This window comes from Kitasatospora sp. SolWspMP-SS2h, from assembly GCF_003259315.1.
Taxonomy (GTDB): Bacteria; Actinomycetota; Actinomycetes; order Streptomycetales; family Streptomycetaceae; genus Kitasatospora; species Kitasatospora fiedleri.
In genome coordinates, this window is sequence record NZ_QLLT01000029.1 from 55,213 (window position 1) to 73,888 (window position 18,676).

The 18,676-nt window shown below is 76.3% G+C and carries 20 protein-coding genes and 1 pseudogene; 14 read left to right on the forward strand and 7 right to left on the reverse strand.

The window, feature by feature from the left end; translation table 11 throughout:
• Positions 1 to 2 precede the first annotated feature (2 nt).
• Positions 3 to 353: a hypothetical protein gene (locus K353_RS28400; RefSeq protein WP_111556369.1), complete on the reverse strand. Its 351-nt coding sequence runs from the start codon at positions 351 to 353 to the stop codon at positions 3 to 5.
• A gap of 133 nt (positions 354 to 486) precedes the next feature.
• Positions 487 to 1,512 (reverse strand): polysaccharide deacetylase family protein, encoded by a 1,026-nt coding sequence (locus K353_RS28405; RefSeq protein WP_111556370.1) that lies wholly within the window; start codon positions 1,510 to 1,512, stop codon positions 487 to 489.
• A 434-nt stretch (positions 1,513 to 1,946) separates the two neighbouring features.
• Here K353_RS28405 and K353_RS33965 point away from each other — a divergent pair, with 434 nt between their 5' ends.
• The 6 genes from K353_RS33965 (at position 1,947) to K353_RS28430 (ending at position 6,428) form a co-directional block, all read left to right on the forward strand.
• A complete protein-coding gene (locus K353_RS33965; protein ID WP_146616590.1) occupies positions 1,947 to 2,207 on the forward strand; it encodes a hypothetical protein in 261 nt (86 codons plus the stop codon).
• Between the two features lie 235 nt (positions 2,208 to 2,442).
• Positions 2,443 to 3,270, forward strand: coding sequence for a polysaccharide deacetylase family protein (locus tag K353_RS28410; RefSeq protein WP_111556371.1), 828 nt, complete (start codon positions 2,443 to 2,445; stop codon positions 3,268 to 3,270).
• Entirely contained in the window at positions 3,263 to 4,450 is a 1,188-nt protein-coding gene (locus K353_RS28415; protein ID WP_111556372.1) for a glycosyltransferase, read from the forward strand. Before K353_RS28410 ends, K353_RS28415 begins: the two co-directional genes overlap by 8 nt.
• Before the next feature lie 114 nt (positions 4,451 to 4,564).
• A complete protein-coding gene (locus K353_RS28420; protein WP_111556373.1) occupies positions 4,565 to 5,251 on the forward strand; it encodes a sugar transferase in 687 nt (228 codons plus the stop codon).
• A gap of 69 nt (positions 5,252 to 5,320) precedes the next feature.
• Complete coding sequence (locus K353_RS28425; protein ID WP_233533881.1) at positions 5,321 to 5,938, forward strand: acetyltransferase; 618 nt, start codon at positions 5,321 to 5,323, stop codon at positions 5,936 to 5,938.
• A gap of 10 nt (positions 5,939 to 5,948) precedes the next feature.
• Positions 5,949 to 6,428 carry an NUDIX domain-containing protein gene (locus K353_RS28430; protein WP_111556374.1) on the forward strand — a complete coding sequence of 160 codons (480 nt, stop codon included), beginning with the start codon at positions 5,949 to 5,951 and terminating at the stop codon, positions 6,426 to 6,428.
• Positions 6,429 to 6,479: 51 nt separating this feature from the next.
• Here K353_RS28430 and K353_RS28435 read toward each other — a convergent pair whose 3' ends face one another.
• On the reverse strand, positions 6,480 to 7,409 hold the full coding sequence (locus tag K353_RS28435) for an NAD-dependent epimerase/dehydratase family protein (RefSeq protein WP_111556375.1): 930 nt from the start codon (positions 7,407 to 7,409) through the stop codon (positions 6,480 to 6,482).
• Between the two features lie 218 nt (positions 7,410 to 7,627).
• On the reverse strand, positions 7,628 to 8,170 hold the full coding sequence (locus K353_RS28440) for a PTS fructose transporter subunit IIA (RefSeq protein WP_111556376.1): 543 nt from the start codon (positions 8,168 to 8,170) through the stop codon (positions 7,628 to 7,630).
• Positions 8,171 to 8,483: 313 nt separating this feature from the next.
• On the opposite strand from K353_RS28440, the gene K353_RS28445 reads away from it, so the two are divergent.
• The 4 genes from K353_RS28445 to K353_RS28455 all read left to right on the forward strand — a co-directional run bounded on the left by K353_RS28445 (position 8,484) and on the right by K353_RS28455 (position 11,316).
• Complete coding sequence (locus K353_RS28445; RefSeq protein ID WP_111556377.1) at positions 8,484 to 8,729, forward strand: DUF397 domain-containing protein; 246 nt, start codon at positions 8,484 to 8,486, stop codon at positions 8,727 to 8,729.
• An 828-nt stretch (positions 8,730 to 9,557) separates the two neighbouring features.
• Entirely contained in the window at positions 9,558 to 10,052 is a 495-nt protein-coding gene (locus tag K353_RS28450; RefSeq protein ID WP_111556378.1) for a hypothetical protein, read from the forward strand.
• A gap of 6 nt (positions 10,053 to 10,058) precedes the next feature.
• Entirely contained in the window at positions 10,059 to 10,139 is an 81-nt protein-coding gene (locus tag K353_RS37310) for a putative leader peptide (protein WP_359783877.1), read from the forward strand.
• 52 nt (positions 10,140 to 10,191) lie between these two features.
• The gene (locus K353_RS28455) at positions 10,192 to 11,316 is read left to right on the forward strand and encodes an acyl-CoA dehydrogenase family protein (protein ID WP_111556379.1); all 1,125 of its coding nucleotides are present in this window, start codon (positions 10,192 to 10,194) and stop codon (positions 11,314 to 11,316) included.
• A 55-nt stretch (positions 11,317 to 11,371) separates the two neighbouring features.
• On the opposite strand, the gene K353_RS28460 is transcribed toward K353_RS28455, so the two are convergent.
• Complete coding sequence (locus K353_RS28460) at positions 11,372 to 12,541, reverse strand: aminoglycoside phosphotransferase family protein (RefSeq protein ID WP_233533882.1); 1,170 nt, start codon at positions 12,539 to 12,541, stop codon at positions 11,372 to 11,374.
• Between the two features lie 416 nt (positions 12,542 to 12,957).
• Here K353_RS28460 and K353_RS28465 point away from each other — a divergent pair, with 416 nt between their 5' ends.
• The 4 genes from K353_RS28465 (at position 12,958) to K353_RS28480 (ending at position 17,965) form a co-directional block, all read left to right on the forward strand.
• Positions 12,958 to 14,442, forward strand: a complete 1,485-nt coding sequence (locus tag K353_RS28465; protein WP_111556380.1) for a hypothetical protein — start codon at positions 12,958 to 12,960, stop codon at positions 14,440 to 14,442.
• A gap of 276 nt (positions 14,443 to 14,718) precedes the next feature.
• Positions 14,719 to 16,146 (forward strand): HEAT repeat domain-containing protein, encoded by a 1,428-nt coding sequence (locus tag K353_RS28470; protein ID WP_111556381.1) that lies wholly within the window; start codon positions 14,719 to 14,721, stop codon positions 16,144 to 16,146.
• 201 nt (positions 16,147 to 16,347) lie between these two features.
• Positions 16,348 to 16,848, forward strand: a complete 501-nt coding sequence (locus K353_RS28475) for a YfbM family protein (protein WP_158585501.1) — start codon at positions 16,348 to 16,350, stop codon at positions 16,846 to 16,848.
• Positions 16,849 to 16,981: 133 nt separating this feature from the next.
• On the forward strand, positions 16,982 to 17,965 hold the full coding sequence (locus K353_RS28480) for a helix-turn-helix transcriptional regulator (protein ID WP_111556383.1): 984 nt from the start codon (positions 16,982 to 16,984) through the stop codon (positions 17,963 to 17,965).
• A 7-nt stretch (positions 17,966 to 17,972) separates the two neighbouring features.
• Here K353_RS28480 and K353_RS28485 read toward each other — a convergent pair whose 3' ends face one another.
• Positions 17,973 to 18,422 (reverse strand): VOC family protein, encoded by a 450-nt coding sequence (locus K353_RS28485; protein ID WP_111556384.1) that lies wholly within the window; start codon positions 18,420 to 18,422, stop codon positions 17,973 to 17,975.
• Positions 18,423 to 18,565: 143 nt separating this feature from the next.
• Positions 18,566 to 18,676: pseudogene (locus K353_RS28490) on the reverse strand (undecaprenyl-diphosphatase); the annotation flags it as partial.

The following is an 18,676-nucleotide window of genomic DNA, read 5'->3' on the forward strand; positions in this document are numbered from 1 at the left end:
GCTCACCCGGCCGACCGGCCCCCGACCGTCAGCTCCAGTGCGCCGTCGGCCGCCACGGACGCCCGCACCTCCCAGGTCCGGGCGTCCAGCCGCGTCCCGGCCGCGGTCGTGTACCCGGCCACGGCCAGCTCGGCCACGGCCGGTCCGGTCGCGGCCGTTTCGGCTCCGTCCGGTCCGGCCGCGCGCAGTCGGCCCTCGGCGGCCGAGCCGTCCGCGAAGCGCAGGTCGAGGTCGGCGTCCGGGGGCCCGAGCGCCGCCGCGAGGGCCGCCGGATCGGGCAGGCCCTGGACCCGCAGCCGCGCCCCCGGGAACAGGTGGGTGTGCGCGCACAGCGCCGGAAACGTCTCGCTCATCGCCGCTCCAGACCGGGTGCCGGTGGCCGGCCCGGGCGGGCCGCCCCCGCCAGTGTCCGGCCCCGGCCCCGCCCGCACCACCCGCACCCGCGCCCGGGGCCCGCACCCGGGGGCCCGCGTCGGTGCCCGGGGCTTACGCCTGCGCCCCCAGCAGCCGCTGCACCGCCGGTTCCAGGCCGGACAGGATGGTGTCGAACCGGCGGGTCGAGGTGGTCGAGTCGACCTGGAGGCGGCTGATCCGCAGCGGGTGCGCGGGCAGCCGGGGGCCGAGCCGGTGGTCGGAGAGGAAGCCGAGCCGGTAGCCGAGCTGGCGCAGCACGGCGTCCGCCCGCTCGTCGAAGCCGCCGTCCGGGTAGGCGAAGGCGGTGGGGGCCTCGCCCAGCCAGCGGGTCAGCACCCGGTGCGCACCGGCGATCTCCGCGTGCACCGTCGCCTCGTCGCAGCGCCGCAGCGAGGGGTGGCCCAGGGTGTGGTTGCCGACCGCGACGTCCGCCTCCCGCAGCACCCGCAGGTCCTCCGGGCGCAGCTGCTCCTGGGCCGGCGGGCGGCGGTGCGCGGAGACCCGCAGCTCGGCCAGGCTGCGCCGGCGGTCCGGGTCGGGCATCGCCTTGAGCAGCGCCAGCACCCGGGCCGGGTCGGCGCCGCGGGGCAGCAGCCGGGCCCGGCCGCCGTGGCGGGCCAGGAACGCCGCCTCGTGCCACCAGAACGGCTTCTCGGTGCCGACCAGCTCGGCGATCACGAACGCGGCGGCTGGAATCCGCCGGGCCACCAGCTCGGGCAGCGCGTGCCGCAGCACCGTGCGGTCCGGGTCGTCGAAGGTCACCAGCACCGAGCGCGGCGGCAGCGGCCGCCCCTCGGCCAGCGCCCGCTCCACGTCCGGCACGGACACCGGGGTGGCCAGCCGCCGCAGCCGGTCCAGCTGGGCGCCGAACGAGGCCGGGTCGGTGATCCCGTGGTAGGCGAGCACGGCCAGCCGCTGCGCCGCCCGGGCCCGGAACAGCGGCTGGGCGGGACTGAACCGCAGCCAGCTGCCCCGGTCCCGCTCCCTGGGCTGGCCGGGCGCCGGGGACGGAGCGGGCGGGGTCGCGGACGGGACGACGGGCTGGGGCGGGGCGCAGACGGCAGCGGCGGTGGCAGCGGTGACGGTGGCGTACGACACGGTTCCCCCCTCGGTCGCCGACAAGCGGCGTGGCGGTACCGTCGGCAGGCGGAGCCCGGCCTCCGACCCCGGGCGCGGCGGCTCCGCACCCGAGTGATCTAGCCCGCGGCGGGCACTCCCAATCCCGCTCGTCGGACGGCTCCTGGATCGCTCAATGTAGTGGAGACCCACGACGCCCCGGGATGGTTGTACGCCGGACGGCGAGATTTCGCGGGCGGTCCGGAAGCGCCCCGGAAGCACCCCGGAAACGGCCCGCGAGGCGGCCGTTCGGGGGTCGTGCATCCGGCCGTCCGGGGTCGTGCATCCGGGCGGGCGGGGGCCGGGCACCGGTGCGGACGGGCGGGCGGAAGCCGCTGCGGGCGGGACCGGAGCGGTGCTCCGCAAGGGCCGGAGGACTGTGGCCCGCGCCCCCGGACCGGGTTACCGTGGAGGGCATGGCAGACACCCGAAGTAACCGCCCCGCTACTCGCCGGTCAGCCCTGTTCGGCGGCTGCGCGCTGCGCCGCCACCAGCCGCTGCTGGCCCTGGTGGGCGTGCTCTGCGTCGGCATGGGCATCGCGGTGGCGGTGCTCGTCCCGCAGACCGACGGCCCGGCCTGGGTGATGGCGGTGGCCGGCTGCCTGGCCGCCGGGGTGCTGCTGCTGGTCCGGATCGGCATCGCGCTGCTGCGCCCGAACGGCGGCGCCACCCCCTGAGCCCCGGGCGCCGGGGGCGCTGAGGGCGCGCCCCCGTTGATCGACGGCCGACCGGAAAACGTCCACCAATGGGACAGGACCGGTCGGACCGGCTGATTTTCGGCCTACCTACGCACTTCTTTCACGTTTCGGGGGCAGCAGCCTCACACTTCCCCCTACTGTGATGCGCATCGCCCGCGGCAGCCGCGGGCCGGGGGAGTCACAGTCCGGTGCGGGGGCACCGCGAGGGGGATGCATGACGAGCACCGCCGGCCGGGCCGGAGGCGTCCGGTCGAAGGTCAAACAGCAGTTGGCCCGCGCGGCCGGGCGGGTGCCCGGCGCGGGCGCCACCCTGCTCATCTACCACCGGGTCGGCGGCGGCACGAGCGACGAGCTCGACCTCGCCACCGCCGACTTCACCGCCCAGGTCGACCTGCTCGCCGAGCTCCCGCCCGGCCGGGTCGTCCCGCTGGACACCGCCGCCGACCGCCTCGACGCCGGACTGCGCACCCCCAGCACCGTCCTCACCTTCGACGACGGCTTCGCCGACACCTACGAGACGGCCTGGCCGCTGCTCCGCGAACGCGGCCTGCCGTTCACCGTCTACCTGGCCAGCGGCCTGGTCGGCGCCCCGATGCGCTGGGAGGGCTCCACCGCCAAGGGCGCCCCCGCCACCGGCCTCAGCTGGGAGCAGCTGCGCGAGATGACCGCCTCCGGGCTGTGCACCGTCGCCAACCACACCCGCAGCCACGCCCGCCCCGAACTGCTCAGCACCGCCGAGCTCGACGCCTGCGGCGACGACGTCGAGGAGCACCTCGGCACCCGCCCCCGGCACTTCGCCTACACCTGGGGCCGCCCCGTCCCGCACCTGGACACCGCGCTGCGCGCCCGCTTCCGCACCTGCGCCACCGGCCTGGTCGGCCGCAACCTGCCCGGGTACGACCCGGCCCGCTTCCACCGCGTCCCGGTCCGGCGCACCGACCCGATCGACTTCTTCCGGGCCAAGCTGTACGGCCGGCTCGTCCCCGAACGCGCCTACGCCCGGATCGTCGCCACCGCGAAGGCGGTGGGCGCCGGTGCCTGACCAGCTCCCGCTCCGCCTGCGCGGCGAGGGCGGCCGGCCGCTGCGGGTCGCCCACCTCACCACCGTCGACATGTCGCTGCACCTGCTGCTCGCCACCGAGCTCACCGTCGACGTTGAACACGGCCTGCGCACCTACGGCATCAGCGCCCCCGGCCCCTACCGGGAACGGATCGAACGGATCGGCATCCGGCACCTCCCGCTGCCCTCGCTCACCCGCGCCTGGCAGCCGGCCGCCGACCTCGCCGCCGCCCGCGAACTGCTCGCCGAGCTGCGCCGCATCCGGCCCGACGTGCTGCACACCCACAACCCGAAGACCGGCGTGCTCGGCCGCGTCCTGGGCCGGCTCGCCCGCGTCCCCGTCGTCGTCAACACCTGCCACGGCCTGTGGGCCCAGGCCCACGACCCGCTCGCCAAACGGCTCGCCGTGCTCGGCGCCGAGGCGCTCGCCGCCCGCTTCTCGCACGCCGAGCTCTACCAGAACGCCGAGGACCGTGCCACGCTCGCCCGGTGGGGCGTCCCCGCCGGGCGCTCCCGGGTGGTCGGCAACGGCGTCGACCTCGACCGCTTCCCCGCCCCCGGCCCGGCCCGGGACGCCCTGCGCGCCCGGCTGCGCGCCGAACTCGGCCTCGCCGAGGACGAACTGCTGGTCGGCGGGGTCGGCCGGCGGGTCGCCGAGAAGGGCATCCGCGAGTACGCCGAGGCCGCCCGCGCGCTGGCCGGCAAGGCCCGCTTCGTCTGGATCGGCCCCGACGACCCCGACAAGCCCGACGCGCTGCGCGCCGCCGAGGCGGGCGTGGAGTTCCTCGGCCCCCGCGACGACATGCCCGCCGTCTACGCCGCACTCGACGTCTTCGTCCTCCCCTCCCACCGGGAGGGCTTCTCCCGCTCCGGCATGGAGGCCGCCGCCAGCGGCCTGCCCCTGCTGCTCAGCGACATCCGCGGCTGCCGCGAGATCGGCACCCACGACCGGCACCTGCTGCTCGCCCCGGCGGCCGACGCCGCCGCCCTCACCGCCGCGCTCGACCGGCTCCTCACCGAGCCCGGCCTGCGGACACGCCTGGGCGCCGCGGCCCGCCGCCGCGCCCTCGAACGGTTCGACCAGCGCGCGGTCGCCCAGGTCTCGCTGGAGACCTACGCCGCCGTCGCCCGCCGCCGCGGGCTGCGCTGGAGCACCGACTGAGCGTCCGCACCGCCGCCACCGTCACCGCACCACCACCACCGCACCGCACTTGCACCACCGCACCGCACTTGCACCACCACCGCACTGCACCGCACCAACCCAGTTGGGGGAGAAATGAAGCGAGGGGGGGACCTCGCGGTCACTGTGCTGGCCGGGATCATCGCGCTCCCGCTCGGCCTGCTGATCGCCCTCCTGATCCGCGCCACCATGGGCGGACCGGTGATCTTCCGGCAGACCCGCACCGGCCGCCACGGCCGGGAGTTCGACATCCTCAAGTTCCGCACCATGCGCGACCGGCAGTACGAGGACGAGCCCGACGCCCCGCGCATCACCCGCCTCGGCGCGCTGCTGCGCAAGAGCAGCCTGGACGAACTCCCGCAGCTGTGGAACGTCCTGCGCGGCGACATGGGCGTCATCGGCCCCCGCCCCACCCTGCCCGAGCAGGTCGTCCACTACTCCACCCGCCAGCGCGGCCGCCTCGCCGTCCGCCCCGGCCTCACCGGCTGGGCCCAGGTCCGCGGCCGCAACTCCATCACCTGGCCCGAACGCATCGAACTCGACCTCTGGTACATCGAGCACCACGGCCTCGCCCTCGACCTGCGCATCCTCGCCCTCACCGTGAAGGTGCTGCTGCGCCCGGCCGGCATCACCGCCGCCGGCGGCGTCAACCCCGGCTTCCCGGCCCCGGCCCCGGTCCCGTCGGCCGCCGAGCCCGCCGTCCCGGCCGCGTCCCGGATCGTGCTGCCCCGGCAGGCCACCGCGACCGCGCCCCGGCTGGCCCCGGAGGAACTGCGCGGCTAGTACCGCGCCGGGTACGTTTCCGGTGACGGGCGATCAACGAGGGCGCGGACGAGGGACGGAGAACGGCGCATGGTGCTGTGGATCGCGGGCGCGGGCGGCGTCGGCCGGGAGGCGCTGGACGTGGCGCTCGCCGCGGGCGTCGAGGTGGCCGGGTTCCTCGACGACCGGCAGGCCGGGAGCACGGTGCGCGGCCTGCCCGTCCGCACCCCCGCCGAACTGCCGCCCGGCGCCGGGTACCTGGTCGGGATCGCCGACCCGGCGGCCCGGGCCCGGCTGGCCGGGCTGCTGGACGCGGCGGGCGGCCACCCCGTGACCCTGGCGCACCCCCGGGCGATCATCGCCCCCGAGACCGAACTCGCCCCCGGCTGCCTGGTGATGGGCGGCGCGCACGTCTCCAGCAGCGTCCGCCTCGGCCCGCACAGCCAGGTCCACTACAACGCGACCGTCGGCCACGACACCCGCCTCGGCGCCCGCGTCACCGTCTACCCCGGCGCCAACGTCTCCGGCGCCGTCCGGCTGGAGGACGACAGCACCGTCGGCTCCGGCGCGGTGGTCCTCCAGGGCCGCACCGTGGGCCGCGCCGCCTTCGTCGGCGCCGCCGCCACCGTCACCCGCGACGTGCCGCCCGGCACCACCGTGGTCGGCACCCCGGCCCGCCCGCTGCCGCGCCGCGCTCCCGCCCCCTAGGCTTCCGGGCATGGGAATTCCTGCGTTTCTGGCGGACCTGCGCGCCGTGGTCGGGCACCGGCCGCTCTGGCTGTCCGGGGTGTCGGCGGTGGTGGTGGACGAGGACGGCCGGGTGCTGCTCGGACGGCGGGCGGACAACGGCCGGTGGGCACTGATCAGCGGCATCATCGACCCGGGGGAGCAGCCCGCGGACGCCGTGGTGCGCGAGTGCCGGGAGGAGACCGGGGTGGAGGTGCGGCCCGAGCGGCTGGTCTCGGTGGCGGTCTCCCCGATGATCGAGTATCCGAACGGCGACCGCACCCAGTACCTCGACCTGGTCTTCCGGTGCCGTCCGCTGTCCGGCGAGGCCCGGGTGAACGACGACGAGTCGCTGGAGGTCGGCTGGTTCCACCCGGACGCGCTGCCCGAACTGGAGGACCGCCTCCTGGAGCACCTCGCCCGCGCGCTGGCCGGGAAGGACGAGGCGCACTTCGAACTGACGGCGCCCTGAATGCCGGAGGGCGGGAGCGGGGTGCGCGCCCCGCTCCCGCCCTCCGGGGCCTCAGAGCGTCCGGAACCAGGCCGCGGTGCGCCGCAGGCCCTCCTCCAGCGGGACGGGCGCCACGTCCGGGAACAGCTCGCGCAGCCGCGCGTTGTCGGCCTGCGAGTCCCGCACGTCCCCCGGTCGCGGGTCGACGTGCTCGGCGGCGACCGGCGCCCCCAGCACCCCGCCCAGCAGGCCGATCAGCTCCAGCAGCGAGGTGCGCGTCCCGAAGGCCAGGTTCACCGGCTCCGCGGAGACCACCCGGCGCAGCACCGCCTCGGCGAGCACCTGGGTCACCGTGCCGACGTAGGTGAAGTCCCGGCTCTGCCGCCCGTCCCCGTGCACCGTCACCGGCCGGCCGGCCAGCGCCGCGTCCAGGAAGGCCGGGACCACCGCCGCGTACGCGTGCCCGGCGGGCTGGAGCGGGCCGAAGACGTTGAAGAAGCGCAGCGGCAGCACGCCCAGGCCGTAGCAGTGGTGGTACGCGCCGAGGTAGGACTCGGTGGCGAGCTTGGAGACCGCGTACGGGCTCATCGGGACGGTGCGCATCGTCTCGCGCTTGGGCAGCTCCCGGTTCGCGCCGTACACCGAGGAGGAGGACGCCGCCGCCACGTACAGGCCGCCCGCGCGGCGGGCCGCCTCCAACACCTCCAGGGTGCCGGTGGCGTTCACCCGGTGGCTGGCCAGCGGGGCGGCGATCGACCGCGGCACGGACGGCAGGGCCGCCAGGTGCACCACCGCGTCGGCGCCGGTGAACGCCGCGTCCAGCAGGGCCGGATCGAGGATGCTGCCCTCGAAGAAGGCGACGTCCACCCCCGCCAGGTTGGCCTTGCTGCCGGTGGACAGGTCGTCCACCACCCGGACCTCCGCCACCTCCGGACGGGACGTCAACTCCCTGGCCAGATTGGCCCCGATGAACCCTGCCCCGCCGGTGATCACCACACGCACGGCCGCGCACCACCCCTCCGGTCGGGCCCGGGGACTCCCCCCCACCGGGCCGATGCGGCCGACTCTAGCGGCGGCCCGGGGCCCGGCGGGCGGGAAACCCGCACAGTCGCCGCCAAACCGTCCCATCGGACACATCCGGGACGACAGACGACGGACGGCGCACCGGCACATCGGCGGATCGGCTGACGGGCGAAGGGGCGGACCGGCCCGGCCGGGTCTCAGCGCTTCGGCCGGCGGGCGGTCTCCTCCGCCGCGTCCAGCACCGCCGCCAGGTCGCCGCCCGCGGTCGCGGTCGCCACCGCGGCCACCGCGCCCTCCACGAACGGGGCGTCCGCGAACCGGGTCGGGAACGGCAGGCCGTGCTCCTCGGCCGCCGCCAGCACCGCCAGCACGGTGCGGACCGGGCCGTCCAGGTCGCACAGCACCGCCACGCCGTGGCCCTGGTCGACCCGGCGGGCCGCCGCGGCCACCAGCACCGCGCTGCTGCCCGGGCCGTCCTCCAGCGAACCGCTGGCCGCCGCGACCGGAGCCGGATCGTCCGCCTCCGTCACGGCCAGGGCCACCGCCCGCACCGCGTCCGCGAGTTCCTGGCTGTGCGACACCAGCACCAGGCCCACCCGCCCGTGCCCGGCGGGCCGGGCGGGGCGCGGCACCGAGGGCGCCGGCGCGGTGACGGTGCCCGTCGCGGCGCCCACCGGCGGGGCCGAGGGCGCGGTCGAGATCGGGATGACGTCGGCGCGGCTGCGGTCCCGCTGGTCCATCGGCTGCTCCCGGTTGGGTGGCTGACTGCTCGCCACCCATCCTCACCCCGGCCGCCGCCCGGAGCGTGCTCCTGGGGCGCGCCCGGGTCGGCGTGTCCGAGCGGGACCACCGGGACCACCGGGGCCCGAACGGTTCGAGGGAGCGGGCCCGTAGCACAGCAGCCGTCCCGGGAGGGCCGGATCGCCCCATCTGCCCCGTCCGGTGGGCGCGCCGGGCCGGAACGGCCGGGCCGGGGGCCGCGGGTGGCTAAACTTGACGCTCGACCACAGGCGGGACGACTCCGAGCGGGAGTCCGGGCGGGAGGGTGTGCGGATGACGCCGGCAGAGGCGGCACGGGCGGCGGACGAGCGCCGCAAGATCGAGCTCGACGTGAGCGGGGCCGAGTGGCAGCACGCGCCCGGCGGCGAACAGGGCGTCCAGATCGCCTTCGTCGACGGGTACATCGCGATGCGCAACGGCGCGGAGCCGGACGGCCCGGCGCTGGTCTTCACCCCCGCCGAGTGGCGGGCCTTCGTGCTGGGCGCCCGGGACGGCGAGTTCGACCTGCGGAACCAGTAGTCGCGAGCGCGGTGCCGGGGCGGTGGAACCGGCCGGTCCCGGGCCGCGGCGGCCCGCGCGGTTGGCCGGGTGTTCACCGCTCCGCCACGCCCCCGACCAGGAGTTCCCGGGCACGGCGGACGAGGCCGGGGCCCGCGCGCAGGTGACGGCCGGGCATACGTCGAGGTCACAAAAGAGTTCTGATGGACCGAATCTTGTTGACTGGCCGACAAGCCTGCCAGCACAGTAAGAGCAGGCAGACGCCGTGCCTACCGCCCCCACGCGGTATAGGCACGGCGCCCGCTTCTGCTGCCCGTCAACGGCGCCGATGACGGGCTCTCCCATTTCCCTGTGCCGCACAGGGTGCGGCAGCCGTCGCAGCGGGAGTGACCCGACCGGGAAGAGCGACTCCCCGGGTGGGCCGGAGCCCGGATTCCGCACGCCCCCACGCGGCGGTGATCCGGGCAAGGTTCGCGGACGCGACGGCACGAGGGCCCCGCGAACCTGGCTCTGGGTTCGGTTATGTGGCTGTGGTGGCGCCGATCCGACGGCACCTCGACCGTCCGGAGCCCGCCGGAATCACCCGCAGGCTCCAGGAACCGTCTAAGGACCATTGAATCAGCAAATGGTGCTTGGAGTTCACACGACCGCGTGCGCAGTGAGGGAATGCGCGCAAGGCACGCTGCGACAAACCGCTCCCCGTGGATCTCGCCCCGGAGCGGCCGTCGTGCTGAACCGAACGTAGCCCGGACGGTTGCTCAGAGTCAACATTGGTCCCTGAGCGTAGAACTCGGCCTGATCGCGGACCCGCGCACCGGCCCCCGCCCACCGGCCCCGTACGATGGGCCCATGTCATTTCTCCGCCGTCGCTCCGGACAGCCCGCCGGCCCGGACTTCGACGTACTGGCCATGGATCCGGGCGACTGGCCCGGCGATTTCGGTGTCATGATCCTGGCCGGTCAGGACGGTTCCTGCCAAGGCGTCTTCCTGCAGTACGACCTGCTCGGCGGCCGCGGCCCGGCCATGCTGATCGGCAACCTCCCGGAGGACTCGCCCGCCCGCGAGAGCGAGGACGGCGTGCCGCTGGAGGCCCGCCAGTTGCTCGCCTCGCTGGAGAACGAGGAACCGGTCGACTTCGTCTCGGCCGAGGACTTCCCGGTCATGCTCGGCGACGACCTGCTGATCGTCCGGAAGGTCAAGGTCACCGAGGAGCGGCTGTACTGCTCGCAGTTCGGCCGCAGCGACGGCGTCCAGGTGACCATCGCCTCCTGGGACCGACCGGTTTCGGACGACCTCTACCAGCTCCTCAAGCCGCTTCCGGCGGAGATGTTCCAGCAGGGCTGACGCGCGATGCCCCGGCCACCGCTGCTCACCCGCCGCCTGCACGTGGACCTCCGGCGCACCGCCGGCGCGGCCTGTCCGGCTTCCTGAGAACCCCAGTTCACGGACGCCCGACACCCCGCCGCCCGCCCGGAGGCCCGCCATGACCCGCACCGCAGCACAGCCGACCGTCCCCGCCCCCGTCACCGCCGACGACGCCGTCGAGCGGGCGTTCGCCCGGCTGCCCCGGGTGATCGACCTGCTGGCCGCCCGGGCCGCCGAGCACGACCGCGACGGCACCTTCCCGTACCAGGGCGTCGAAGCCGCCCACGAGGCCGGGCTGCTCACCCTCACCGTCGGCCGGCGGCACGGCGGGCCGGGGGCCGGCCTGGCCGACACCGTCCGGGTGCTGGCCCGGCTCGGCCGCGGCGACGCCTCGGTCGCCCTGCTCGCCGCGCACACCCTGCTGCACCACGCCGAACAGGCCCGCACCGCGCCCTGGCCCGCCGCGCTCTACCGGCGGCTGCTCACCGAGTCCCGCCGCGGGCCCGCCCTGGTCGGCACCCTCCGGGCCCCCGCCGGGCGCCCGCCCGCCGTCACCGCGCACTGGCAGGGCAACGCCTGGCGGCTCGGCGGACGCGCCCCGCACTGCCCCGGCGCCGAAGCGCTCTCCTGGCTCGTGGTCGAGGCCCGCACCGCCGAGAACCAGCCGCGCACCGGCCTGTTCCTGGTCCGCGCCGACAGCCCCGGACTGGAGATCGACCCGGCCGCCGACCAGCTCGGCCTGCGCGCCGCCGCCGGCCACGACGTCCTGCTGGAGGACGCCCGGATCGGCACCGACGCCGCCCTGCTGCCCAAGGGGCCGGCCTTCCCCGCCGACCCCGTCGCCGCGGCCTGGCACCAACTCGCCCTGACCGCCGTCCTGCTGGGCACCGCCCGGGCCGCCCTCGACTGGTCCGCCGGGCGGCTGCGCGGCACCACCGCCCACCGCCGCCCGCTCGGCGAACTCGACGCCGCGCTCACCGGCGCCGAGGAACTCGTCCACGGCCTCGCCGCCCGCACCGACGCCGACCCGTCCGCCGCGACCCGGGCGCCCGCCGTCCAACTGCTCGCCGCCCGCACCGCGAGCGACACCGTGCAGCGGGCCCTCACCCTCACCGGCAGCGCCGGGCTCGACCGCCGCCACCCGCTGGAGCGCCACCTGCGCGACGCCCTCAGCCTGCGCACCCAACTGCCCGCCGAGGACACCGTGCTGGACACCCTCGGCGAAGCCCTGCTGGGCGGCTGACCCCGCCGGCGCCGGGAGCGGGCCGGCGGCCGGGCGTCGGCCGACTGCCGACCGACTACCGGGTGCCGACCGCCGCGCGGACCGCGCGGCGGGCCAGCCCCGCGTCGTCGTACAGCCGGCGGATCATGATCCGCTGCTCCTCGCCCGCGCCCGGGACGTCGTGCAGCCGCAGCTCGCGCATCAGCACCAGCACCAGGTTCACCAGGAACGCGTCCCGGGCCAGCGTGCCGCCGGACTGGGCGAGTTGGCTGATCTGGCGGCGGGCCGCGGTGTCGCCCGACAGCACGCTCCACAGCACCGCCAGGTCGTAGCCCGGCAGGTACCAGCCGGCCTGCTCCCAGTCCAGCAGGACCGGGCCGGACGGGGCCAGCAGGATGTTGCCCAGCAGCGCGTCACCGTGGTTCAGCTGCCACGGCACCGAGGACAGACCGTGCAGCAGGCCGCGCAGGTCGCCCGCGTCCCGGTCGGTCAGCAGCCCCAGCGAGTGGAACCGGGCGATCTCGGTCTGGTAGTCCATCGGCTTGCCGAACACGTCCGTCGGCGGGCGCCACAGGTTCAGCGTGCGCACCGAGCCCAGCACCGCGCGCACCTCGCCCGGCGTCGGCGCGTTCACCGGGTGCCGCTCGCGGGCCGCCGGACGGCCCGGCACCCGCTCCAGCACCAGCACGCAGCGGTCGTGGTCGGCCGCCACCAGCCGGGGCAGCCGCACCGGCGGACGGTGCCGCACGAACGCCCGGTACACCGCCACCTCGTGGTGGAAGCGCTCCACCAGCTGCTCCGCCCGCTCCCCCCGCAGCGCGGCCGGGGACAGGCACTTCGCCACCACCGGGGCCCGGCCGATGGTGCCCGCGATCAGGATGTGCCGACCGCCCTCCCGCAGCACCTGGCGCGGCAGGAACGCCGGACATATCCGCGCGACGTTGGCGAGCACCGCCCGTACCGCCGGGGTCTGCAGCGCGGCCGGGTCCACCCGGTCCACGAACGCCTCCGGGGTCCGGCCCGCGGTCGGCCGGCCCGGCTGGCCCGGTCGGCCGGCCTGCTCCGCCAGGGGGCGGGTCACCAGGGTGGTGCGCCCGCGCGGGTCGCGCAGTTCGGCGGCGCGCGGTGCGGGCCGTCCCGAACCGGCGGTCGGGGGGCGCAGGGGAGAGCGTGCGGGGCGTACGGTCGCGCCGTCCACCCCGTTCGGGGACGACGGGCGGGTACCGGTGCTGGCTGTGGAGTACATGGGCTGGTGAGGGTCCTTCCTTGACCGGCGGCAAAGCTGGGGGCGGCCCGTCGAACCGGGGTCGGGCCGGCCGGGTGGGGCGCGGGCGCCGGGCACGGTCCGCGGTCCGCCGGAACCGTCCGCACCCTGGGGAAGTACGTCCGTCCCGACCGCCGCGCCCTGCCCGGCGCCCTCGCGCCACCCGGCGCGCCACCCCCCGCTGAGCCGCTCCCGGACGGCCGCCCGACGCACCGTCGGAACCAGGTCCGGGCCGGTCGGGGGCCGTTCCGACGCGGAGTCGGGGTGGCGCATACCTACCTGACACCCGGACGGCACTGGCACACCACGTAGCGCACCCTGGCGAACCCTGGCGAATGGTCGCTTGGCATGTGACAGAGCCACTAGGGTCGAGCCAGCCGAGGATCTGGGGGCTTCAGTTGAGCAAGGGGCCGAACACCAGACTGGCCGACCACTTCGCCCTGACCGGATGGTCCAAGGGCGAGCTGGCCCGGCTGGTCAACCGGCGGGGTGCCGCGCTGGGCGAGCAGCAGCTGTCCACCGACACCTCCCGGGTCCGGCGCTGGATCGAGCAGGGCGAGATCCCGCGCGACCCGGTGCCGAGGGTGCTGGCCGCCGTGTTCACGGAGCGGCTCGGCCGTGTCGTCACCACCGAGGACCTAGGTCTCGAACGACACCGGCCCACCAGGTCCGGCAGCAGCGCAGCACCGCCGAAGGAGCCCTGGGCACCGGATCGGACGGCCGCGGTCCTCACCGAGTTCACGGGAATGGACCTCATGCTGAACAGACGCGGACTGGTCGGCGCCTCCGCCGCCCTCGCGGCGGGCGCGGTCATCGCCGACAACCTGCACGACTGGCTCACCGGCGGCGCCGTCGCCGAGGCGGCCGCCCGCCCGGGCCCCCGCCACGTCCTGGTCCAGGGCGGGGCCCAGCCCGTCCTGGACGTCTACGAACCGGGCCCGGTCGGCAACGAGGAGGTCGCCGCGCTGGAGCGCGCCGTCGACGTCTTCCGGGCCTGGGACGCGTCCCGCGGCGGCGGGCTCCAGCGCAAGGCCGTGGTCGGCCAGCTCAACGAGGTCGGCGGCCTGCTCACCCACGACCACCCGGCCGCGCTGGAGCGCCGGCTCTGGACGGTCGCCGCCAACCTCGCCGTGCTGGCCGGCTGGATGTCCCACGACGTGGGCCTCGAACCGACCGCCCAGCGCTACTTCGTGATCGCCGCGCAGGCCGCCCGGGAGGCCGAGGACCGCCCCCGGGCCGGCGAGGCGATCTCCCGGGCCGCCCGCCAGATGCTCCACCTCGGCCGGGCCGACGACGCCCTCGAACTCATGCAGCTGGCCAAGGCCGGCGCCTGCTCCGGCGGCGGCGCCCAGCCGCGCACCCGGGCCATGCTGCACACCGTCGAAGCCTGGGCGCAGGCCGCGCTCGGCCGCTCCGAGGCCACCCGCCGGGTGCTCGGCGAGGCCGAGGAGCTCTTCGTCCGGGACAGCCCGGAACCCGCCCCCAGCTGGATGCAGCTGTTCAACGAGGCCGAGCTGCACGGCATGCAGGCCCTGGTCTACCGCACCCTCGCCGAGCACGATCCCGGCGCCGTCCCGCTCGCCGTCCGGCACGCCCGGACCGCGATCCGGCTGCGCCAGAAGACCGGGCGCGAGCGCTCCGCGCTGCTCGACCGGATCACCCTGGCCTCCATCCACTGGATCTCCGGCGAACCGGACGAGGCCCAGGTGCAGGCCAAGCTCGCCCTCGCCTCGATCAACGACACCTCCTCCAATCGCACCTGGGACCGGCTGCGCGAGATGTACCGGCTCTCCACCCGCTACCGGGGGCTGCCCGGGGTGGCCGAGCTGCGCGAGCAGATCAACGAGGCGCTGCCCGCGCCCAGGAGGCCGCGCCCGATCTGACCGGGGCGGGGACGGGCCGGCCGGGCCGGCCCCGGAGGTCGAACACCCGGGTGATTCGGGCTCGAACGGACCCGGCATTCCGGAAGGGGTCGATCCGGTACGGACGGACCCGGTCTGGCGCGGTCACGGTGCGGAAATCCGTTGCCCTGTGTGCAGACCGGTCACCCAGGCGGTAACCTTCGGTGATTCCGGCGCCCGGGCGCCTGAGCTGTGCCAACCGACCCCGGCGACGGAAATCCCGTTGCCACGACGACCGCCGCAACGGATGCTGACCTCATGTTCGAGCCAGTGATAGCGCCCAGCGCCAGCCTCCTCGGCCTCCTCCAGCGAGGTCGTGGGGACGGGCAGCTGCATGCGTTGGCCGCAGACCGCGACGAGGCGATCGCCGCCGTCGAGACCTGCGTCACCAACGACCCCCGCGCCGACTGGCAGGTCGAGAACCGCTCCCTGTACTACGCGCGGCTCTACATGGAGCTCGAAGCCCCCCTCACCGGCATCGAGCTCCACCTCCACTCGCCCGAGGACAGCCTCGACCCCGACGAGGCCCGCACCGGCCTCGCCCTCGCCGTCCTGGGCCACCTGGCCGGCTACGGCCGCCGGGACGCCCTCGACCTGCTGCGCGCCTACACCGCCACCGGGGCCAACTGGTCCTGGGCCCTCGACGAACTCGCCCTGCGCGACACCGACGAGTCCCTGCTCTCCCTCGCCCCCGCCGTCCTCGCCCGCTTCCCGGCCGACCCGGAGGGCGACGCCGAGCTGCGCGAGGCCGTCCGCTCCGCCTACGAACCGCGGGTCTGGCGGCTGTGGGCCGCCCACCACCCCCGGGTGGCCGCCGCCGGCGAGCAGTCCCCCTTCGACCTGTGGCAGCGCCAACTGTCCCGCCCCGGCGTCACCCCCGGCTGGTCCACCGCCGACGTGCTCGCCTGGGCCGACCAGGGCGACAGCCCCGCACCCGACGCCCTCGCCCGCCGCGCCGCCGCGGCCGCCCGCTGTCTCACCGCCGTCGTCCGACCCGAGGACGCGCCGCTGCTGCACGACGCCGCCGGGCACGGACCGGCCGGCGCCCGCTGCGCGGCGCTGCGCCACCTCGTCGAACAGCGCGACCCGGCCGCCGCCGGGCTGATCGAGACCGCCGCCGCGGACCTGGACCACCGGGTGGTCCGCGCCTCGCTGGAACTGCTCGGCCGGATGCGAGGTCCCGAGGCGCTCGCGCACGCCCGCCGCTGGGCCGACCCGGCGACCGGCGGCGCGGACAGCGCCCTCGCCCAGGCCGCCGTCCGCCTCCTCGCGGACGCCGGCGAACCCTGCGACGCCCCGCTGGTGGTCGCCGCACTGCACCAGTGGATCTCGCTGAACGGCGTCACCGGCGCCGCCCTCGGCAGCCTGGTCGACGGCGTCGGCCGGCTCCACGCCACCGCCGCCGTCCCCGCCCTGCGGCACGTCTACGGCGAGGCCGCCTCCTCCGAACTGCGCGGGCGCGCCGCCCAGGCGCTCGCCGTCACCGACGCCAACTTCGCGGCCGGCCCCGCGGTCGAGTGCCTGTGGGACTGCGAGGAGTCCACCCGCGAGCTCGCCGCCACCCACGTCACCACCACCGGCGACGTCCGCGTCCTCGAACGGCTGCGCCGGCTCGCCGCCGACCCGGCCGAGGAGGCCGAGGTCCACGCCGCGGTGCGCGGCCGGCTGACGGCCCGGGACCGCTAGGGCACCCGCCACGGCGACCGCGCACCCCGCTCCACCCCGCCGCACCCGTCCTCGCGCCGGCCCCGGTGCTCGGCGCGGCCGGTGCGACGCCACCGGCCCCCGCCGGGTCGCCGTCCTGGCCGCGCCGACCGTCCTGGTCCTGCGCCGCCGGGAGTCCCCCTCGGACCGACCTGTCGGCGGGGGCTGCCAGGATCGCTGCCCGTGAGCATCATCGGCAGCTACCTGCGGCTGGCCCCCGCCGAATTCGCCCGCGCCCTCGAAGAACCCGGCTGGGTCCGGGAGTTCGCCCGCGAGCAGGCCGCCCTGGAACACCGGCGCGACCCCTCCGAACTGCGCTTCCACGACACCGGGAAGTCCTGGGCGGCCCTGGCCCACCTGCTCGCCCGGCGCGGCCTCCCGACCGAGCCGGTCCACGGCGGCACCCCCCTCCCCGGCGACGAGGACTGGGGCTACGGCCCGCCCACCCTGCTGGCCCCCGACCGGGTCGCCGCCGCCGTCCGCGAGCTGGCCGACCTCCCCTTCGACACCCTGGCCGCCGGCCTCACCCCCGCCGACCTCGCCGCCGCCGAGGTCTACCCCGTCCGCCTCTGGGCCGACGACCCGTCCGCCCTCGACCACCTCTCCGCCCACTACACCGACCTGCTGCGCTACCTCACCCGCACCGCCCGCTACCGGCACGGGCTGCTGATCTGGTACTCGTGACCGCCGGGGCGGCACCGGCGGAAGCCGCGGTGGTGAAGGAGTGGTGGAAGCACCCGCAGAGTGTGCGAGCGGGTGGGGCGGGGGTTCTATCGTTTCGGGTTCCACCGAGAGGTCGCCGGAGGGGAGGGGCGCCGTGGTCGTGCTGCGGCTGGATTCGCTCGCGCTGTCGCGGTCCCGGTTCGCGCTGTCGCCGTTCGCCGAGACGCTGGCGGCGATCGTGCAGTTGGCCCGTCCGTACGGTGAGCCGTGGGCGGGGCCCTGGCGGGAGCGGCACCGGGCGGCGTTCCTGGCGCGGTTGGCGGGGGACGGGTACGCGCACGGGCTGGTGGAGTTGATCGCGGCGACGAAGTACCTGCCGAACCACCTGACGCTGCCGCCGGGCGGGGGGATGGAGACCACGCTGGAGTCGGAGCTCGCCGAGGTGGCCCGGGTGCCGGACGAGGTCGCGGTGGCGGGGCTGCGCACCGCGCAGGAGCACGCCCGGGCGGGCCGGCCGCTGGACCGGCTCACCGGACGCGGGCACGGCGCCCGGGCGGCCGAACTGTTCCGCGCGGTCTGGGACGCGCACCTGGCCGCGGACTGGCCGGCCCGGCGAGCGGCCCTGCAGCGCGACGTCACGCACCGGGCCGGGCTGCTGGCCGCACACGGCTGGCCGCGGGCCCTGCGCCAGATGAACCGCACCAGCGGGTGGGTCGGCGCGGACGCGATCCGGTTCAGCGACCGGCCCGGCCCGGACCGGGTGGTCGGGCCGGACGGCATGCTCTTCGTCCCGGTCACCGCGCAGCGCGGCTCCTGGCTGTGCGAGGCGCCGGGCCGCCCGTTCGCGCTGGTGTACGCGGCGCGCGGCTCCGGGGCCGGGGCCGGGGCGGGGGAGGACGGGCGGGCGCTGGCCCGGCTGCTCGGCGGCGGGCGGGCGCAGATCCTGCGCCGGTTGGAGACGCCCGCCACCACCAGCGAACTCGCCCTGCTGCTGGACCAGTCGGTGGGCACGGTCGGCGGCCACCTGGCGATCCTCCGCGACACCGGCCTGGTGGACCGGACCAGGGTGGGCCGCCGGGTCCTCTACCACCGCACCGAGCTGGGCGACCGCCTGGCGCGGGGCCCGGAGCGGGGCTGACGGGAGGTCAGGCGACGCAGAACTCGTTGCCCTCGGGGTCGCGCATCACCCACCAGTGGCCGGCCGGGCCCTGGTCCCGCTCCTCGACCCGGGTCGCGCCGAGCGACTCCAACCGGGCCACCACGGCGTCGAGTTCGCCGCCGGAGTGGACGTCGATGTGCAGCCGGTTCTTGCCGCTCTTCGGCTCGGGGACGTCCTGGAACAGGATGCGGCGCCCCTGGCCGATGTCGCTCGCCGGGTCGTACGGGTCCTCGGGGTGGCGGACGGCCGCGTAGCCGCGGAACAGTTTGCGGCCGTCGCGCTCCAGGACGGCGGCGGCCGGGAGGCGGCCGTCGGCGAGCAGGGCGTCGATCAGGGCGGTCGGGTCCTCGACCCGGTAGTCGAGGGCGGCGGCCCAGAACTCGGCGAGGGCCGGGGCGTCCGAACTGTCCACGACGAGTTTCCACGTGAGCGTCATGGCAGGCGATTCAATCGCACGCCAGATCGAGCGGCAACGACCTCCGGCCGCCGGTGTGTCGGTCCGCCCGGGGGAGGGGGAGAAGCGGCGGGGGCGGGCCGCCGGAGACCACCGGCGGCCCGCCCCCGGGGGACGGTGGTGGGTCAGTGGACGGCGCCCGCGTCGGGGGCGAGGGTGCCGGCGGTGACCAGGGCGATGATGGTGATGCCGAGCAGGATCCGGTAGACCACGAACGGCGTGAAGCTGTGGTGCGA

Excerpts from the sequence above, each read along its gene's own strand:
- K353_RS28485 (WP_111556384.1), bottom strand. The coding sequence starts at position 18,422 with ATGACGCTCACGTGGAAACTCGTCGTGGACAGTTCGGACGCCCCGGCC.
- K353_RS28440 (WP_111556376.1), bottom strand. The coding sequence starts at position 8,170 with ATGGACCAGCGGGACCGCAGCCGCGCCGACGTCATCCCGATCTCGACC.
- K353_RS28420 (WP_111556373.1), top strand. The coding sequence starts at position 4,565 with ATGAAGCGAGGGGGGGACCTCGCGGTCACTGTGCTGGCCGGGATCATC.
- K353_RS28400 (WP_111556369.1), bottom strand. The coding sequence starts at position 353 with ATGAGCGAGACGTTTCCGGCGCTGTGCGCGCACACCCACCTGTTCCCG.
- K353_RS28470 (WP_111556381.1), top strand. The coding sequence starts at position 14,719 with ATGTTCGAGCCAGTGATAGCGCCCAGCGCCAGCCTCCTCGGCCTCCTC.
- K353_RS28425 (WP_233533881.1), top strand. The coding sequence starts at position 5,321 with ATGGTGCTGTGGATCGCGGGCGCGGGCGGCGTCGGCCGGGAGGCGCTG.
- K353_RS28455 (WP_111556379.1), top strand. The coding sequence starts at position 10,192 with ATGACCCGCACCGCAGCACAGCCGACCGTCCCCGCCCCCGTCACCGCC.
- K353_RS28430 (WP_111556374.1), top strand. The coding sequence starts at position 5,949 with ATGGGAATTCCTGCGTTTCTGGCGGACCTGCGCGCCGTGGTCGGGCAC.
- K353_RS37310 (WP_359783877.1), top strand. The coding sequence starts at position 10,059 with ATGCCCCGGCCACCGCTGCTCACCCGCCGCCTGCACGTGGACCTCCGG.
- K353_RS28445 (WP_111556377.1), top strand. The coding sequence starts at position 8,484 with ATGACGCCGGCAGAGGCGGCACGGGCGGCGGACGAGCGCCGCAAGATC.
- K353_RS28450 (WP_111556378.1), top strand. The coding sequence starts at position 9,558 with ATGTCATTTCTCCGCCGTCGCTCCGGACAGCCCGCCGGCCCGGACTTC.
- K353_RS28410 (WP_111556371.1), top strand. The coding sequence starts at position 2,443 with ATGACGAGCACCGCCGGCCGGGCCGGAGGCGTCCGGTCGAAGGTCAAA.
- K353_RS33965 (WP_146616590.1), top strand. The coding sequence starts at position 1,947 with ATGGCAGACACCCGAAGTAACCGCCCCGCTACTCGCCGGTCAGCCCTG.
- K353_RS28460 (WP_233533882.1), bottom strand. The coding sequence starts at position 12,541 with ATGTACTCCACAGCCAGCACCGGTACCCGCCCGTCGTCCCCGAACGGG.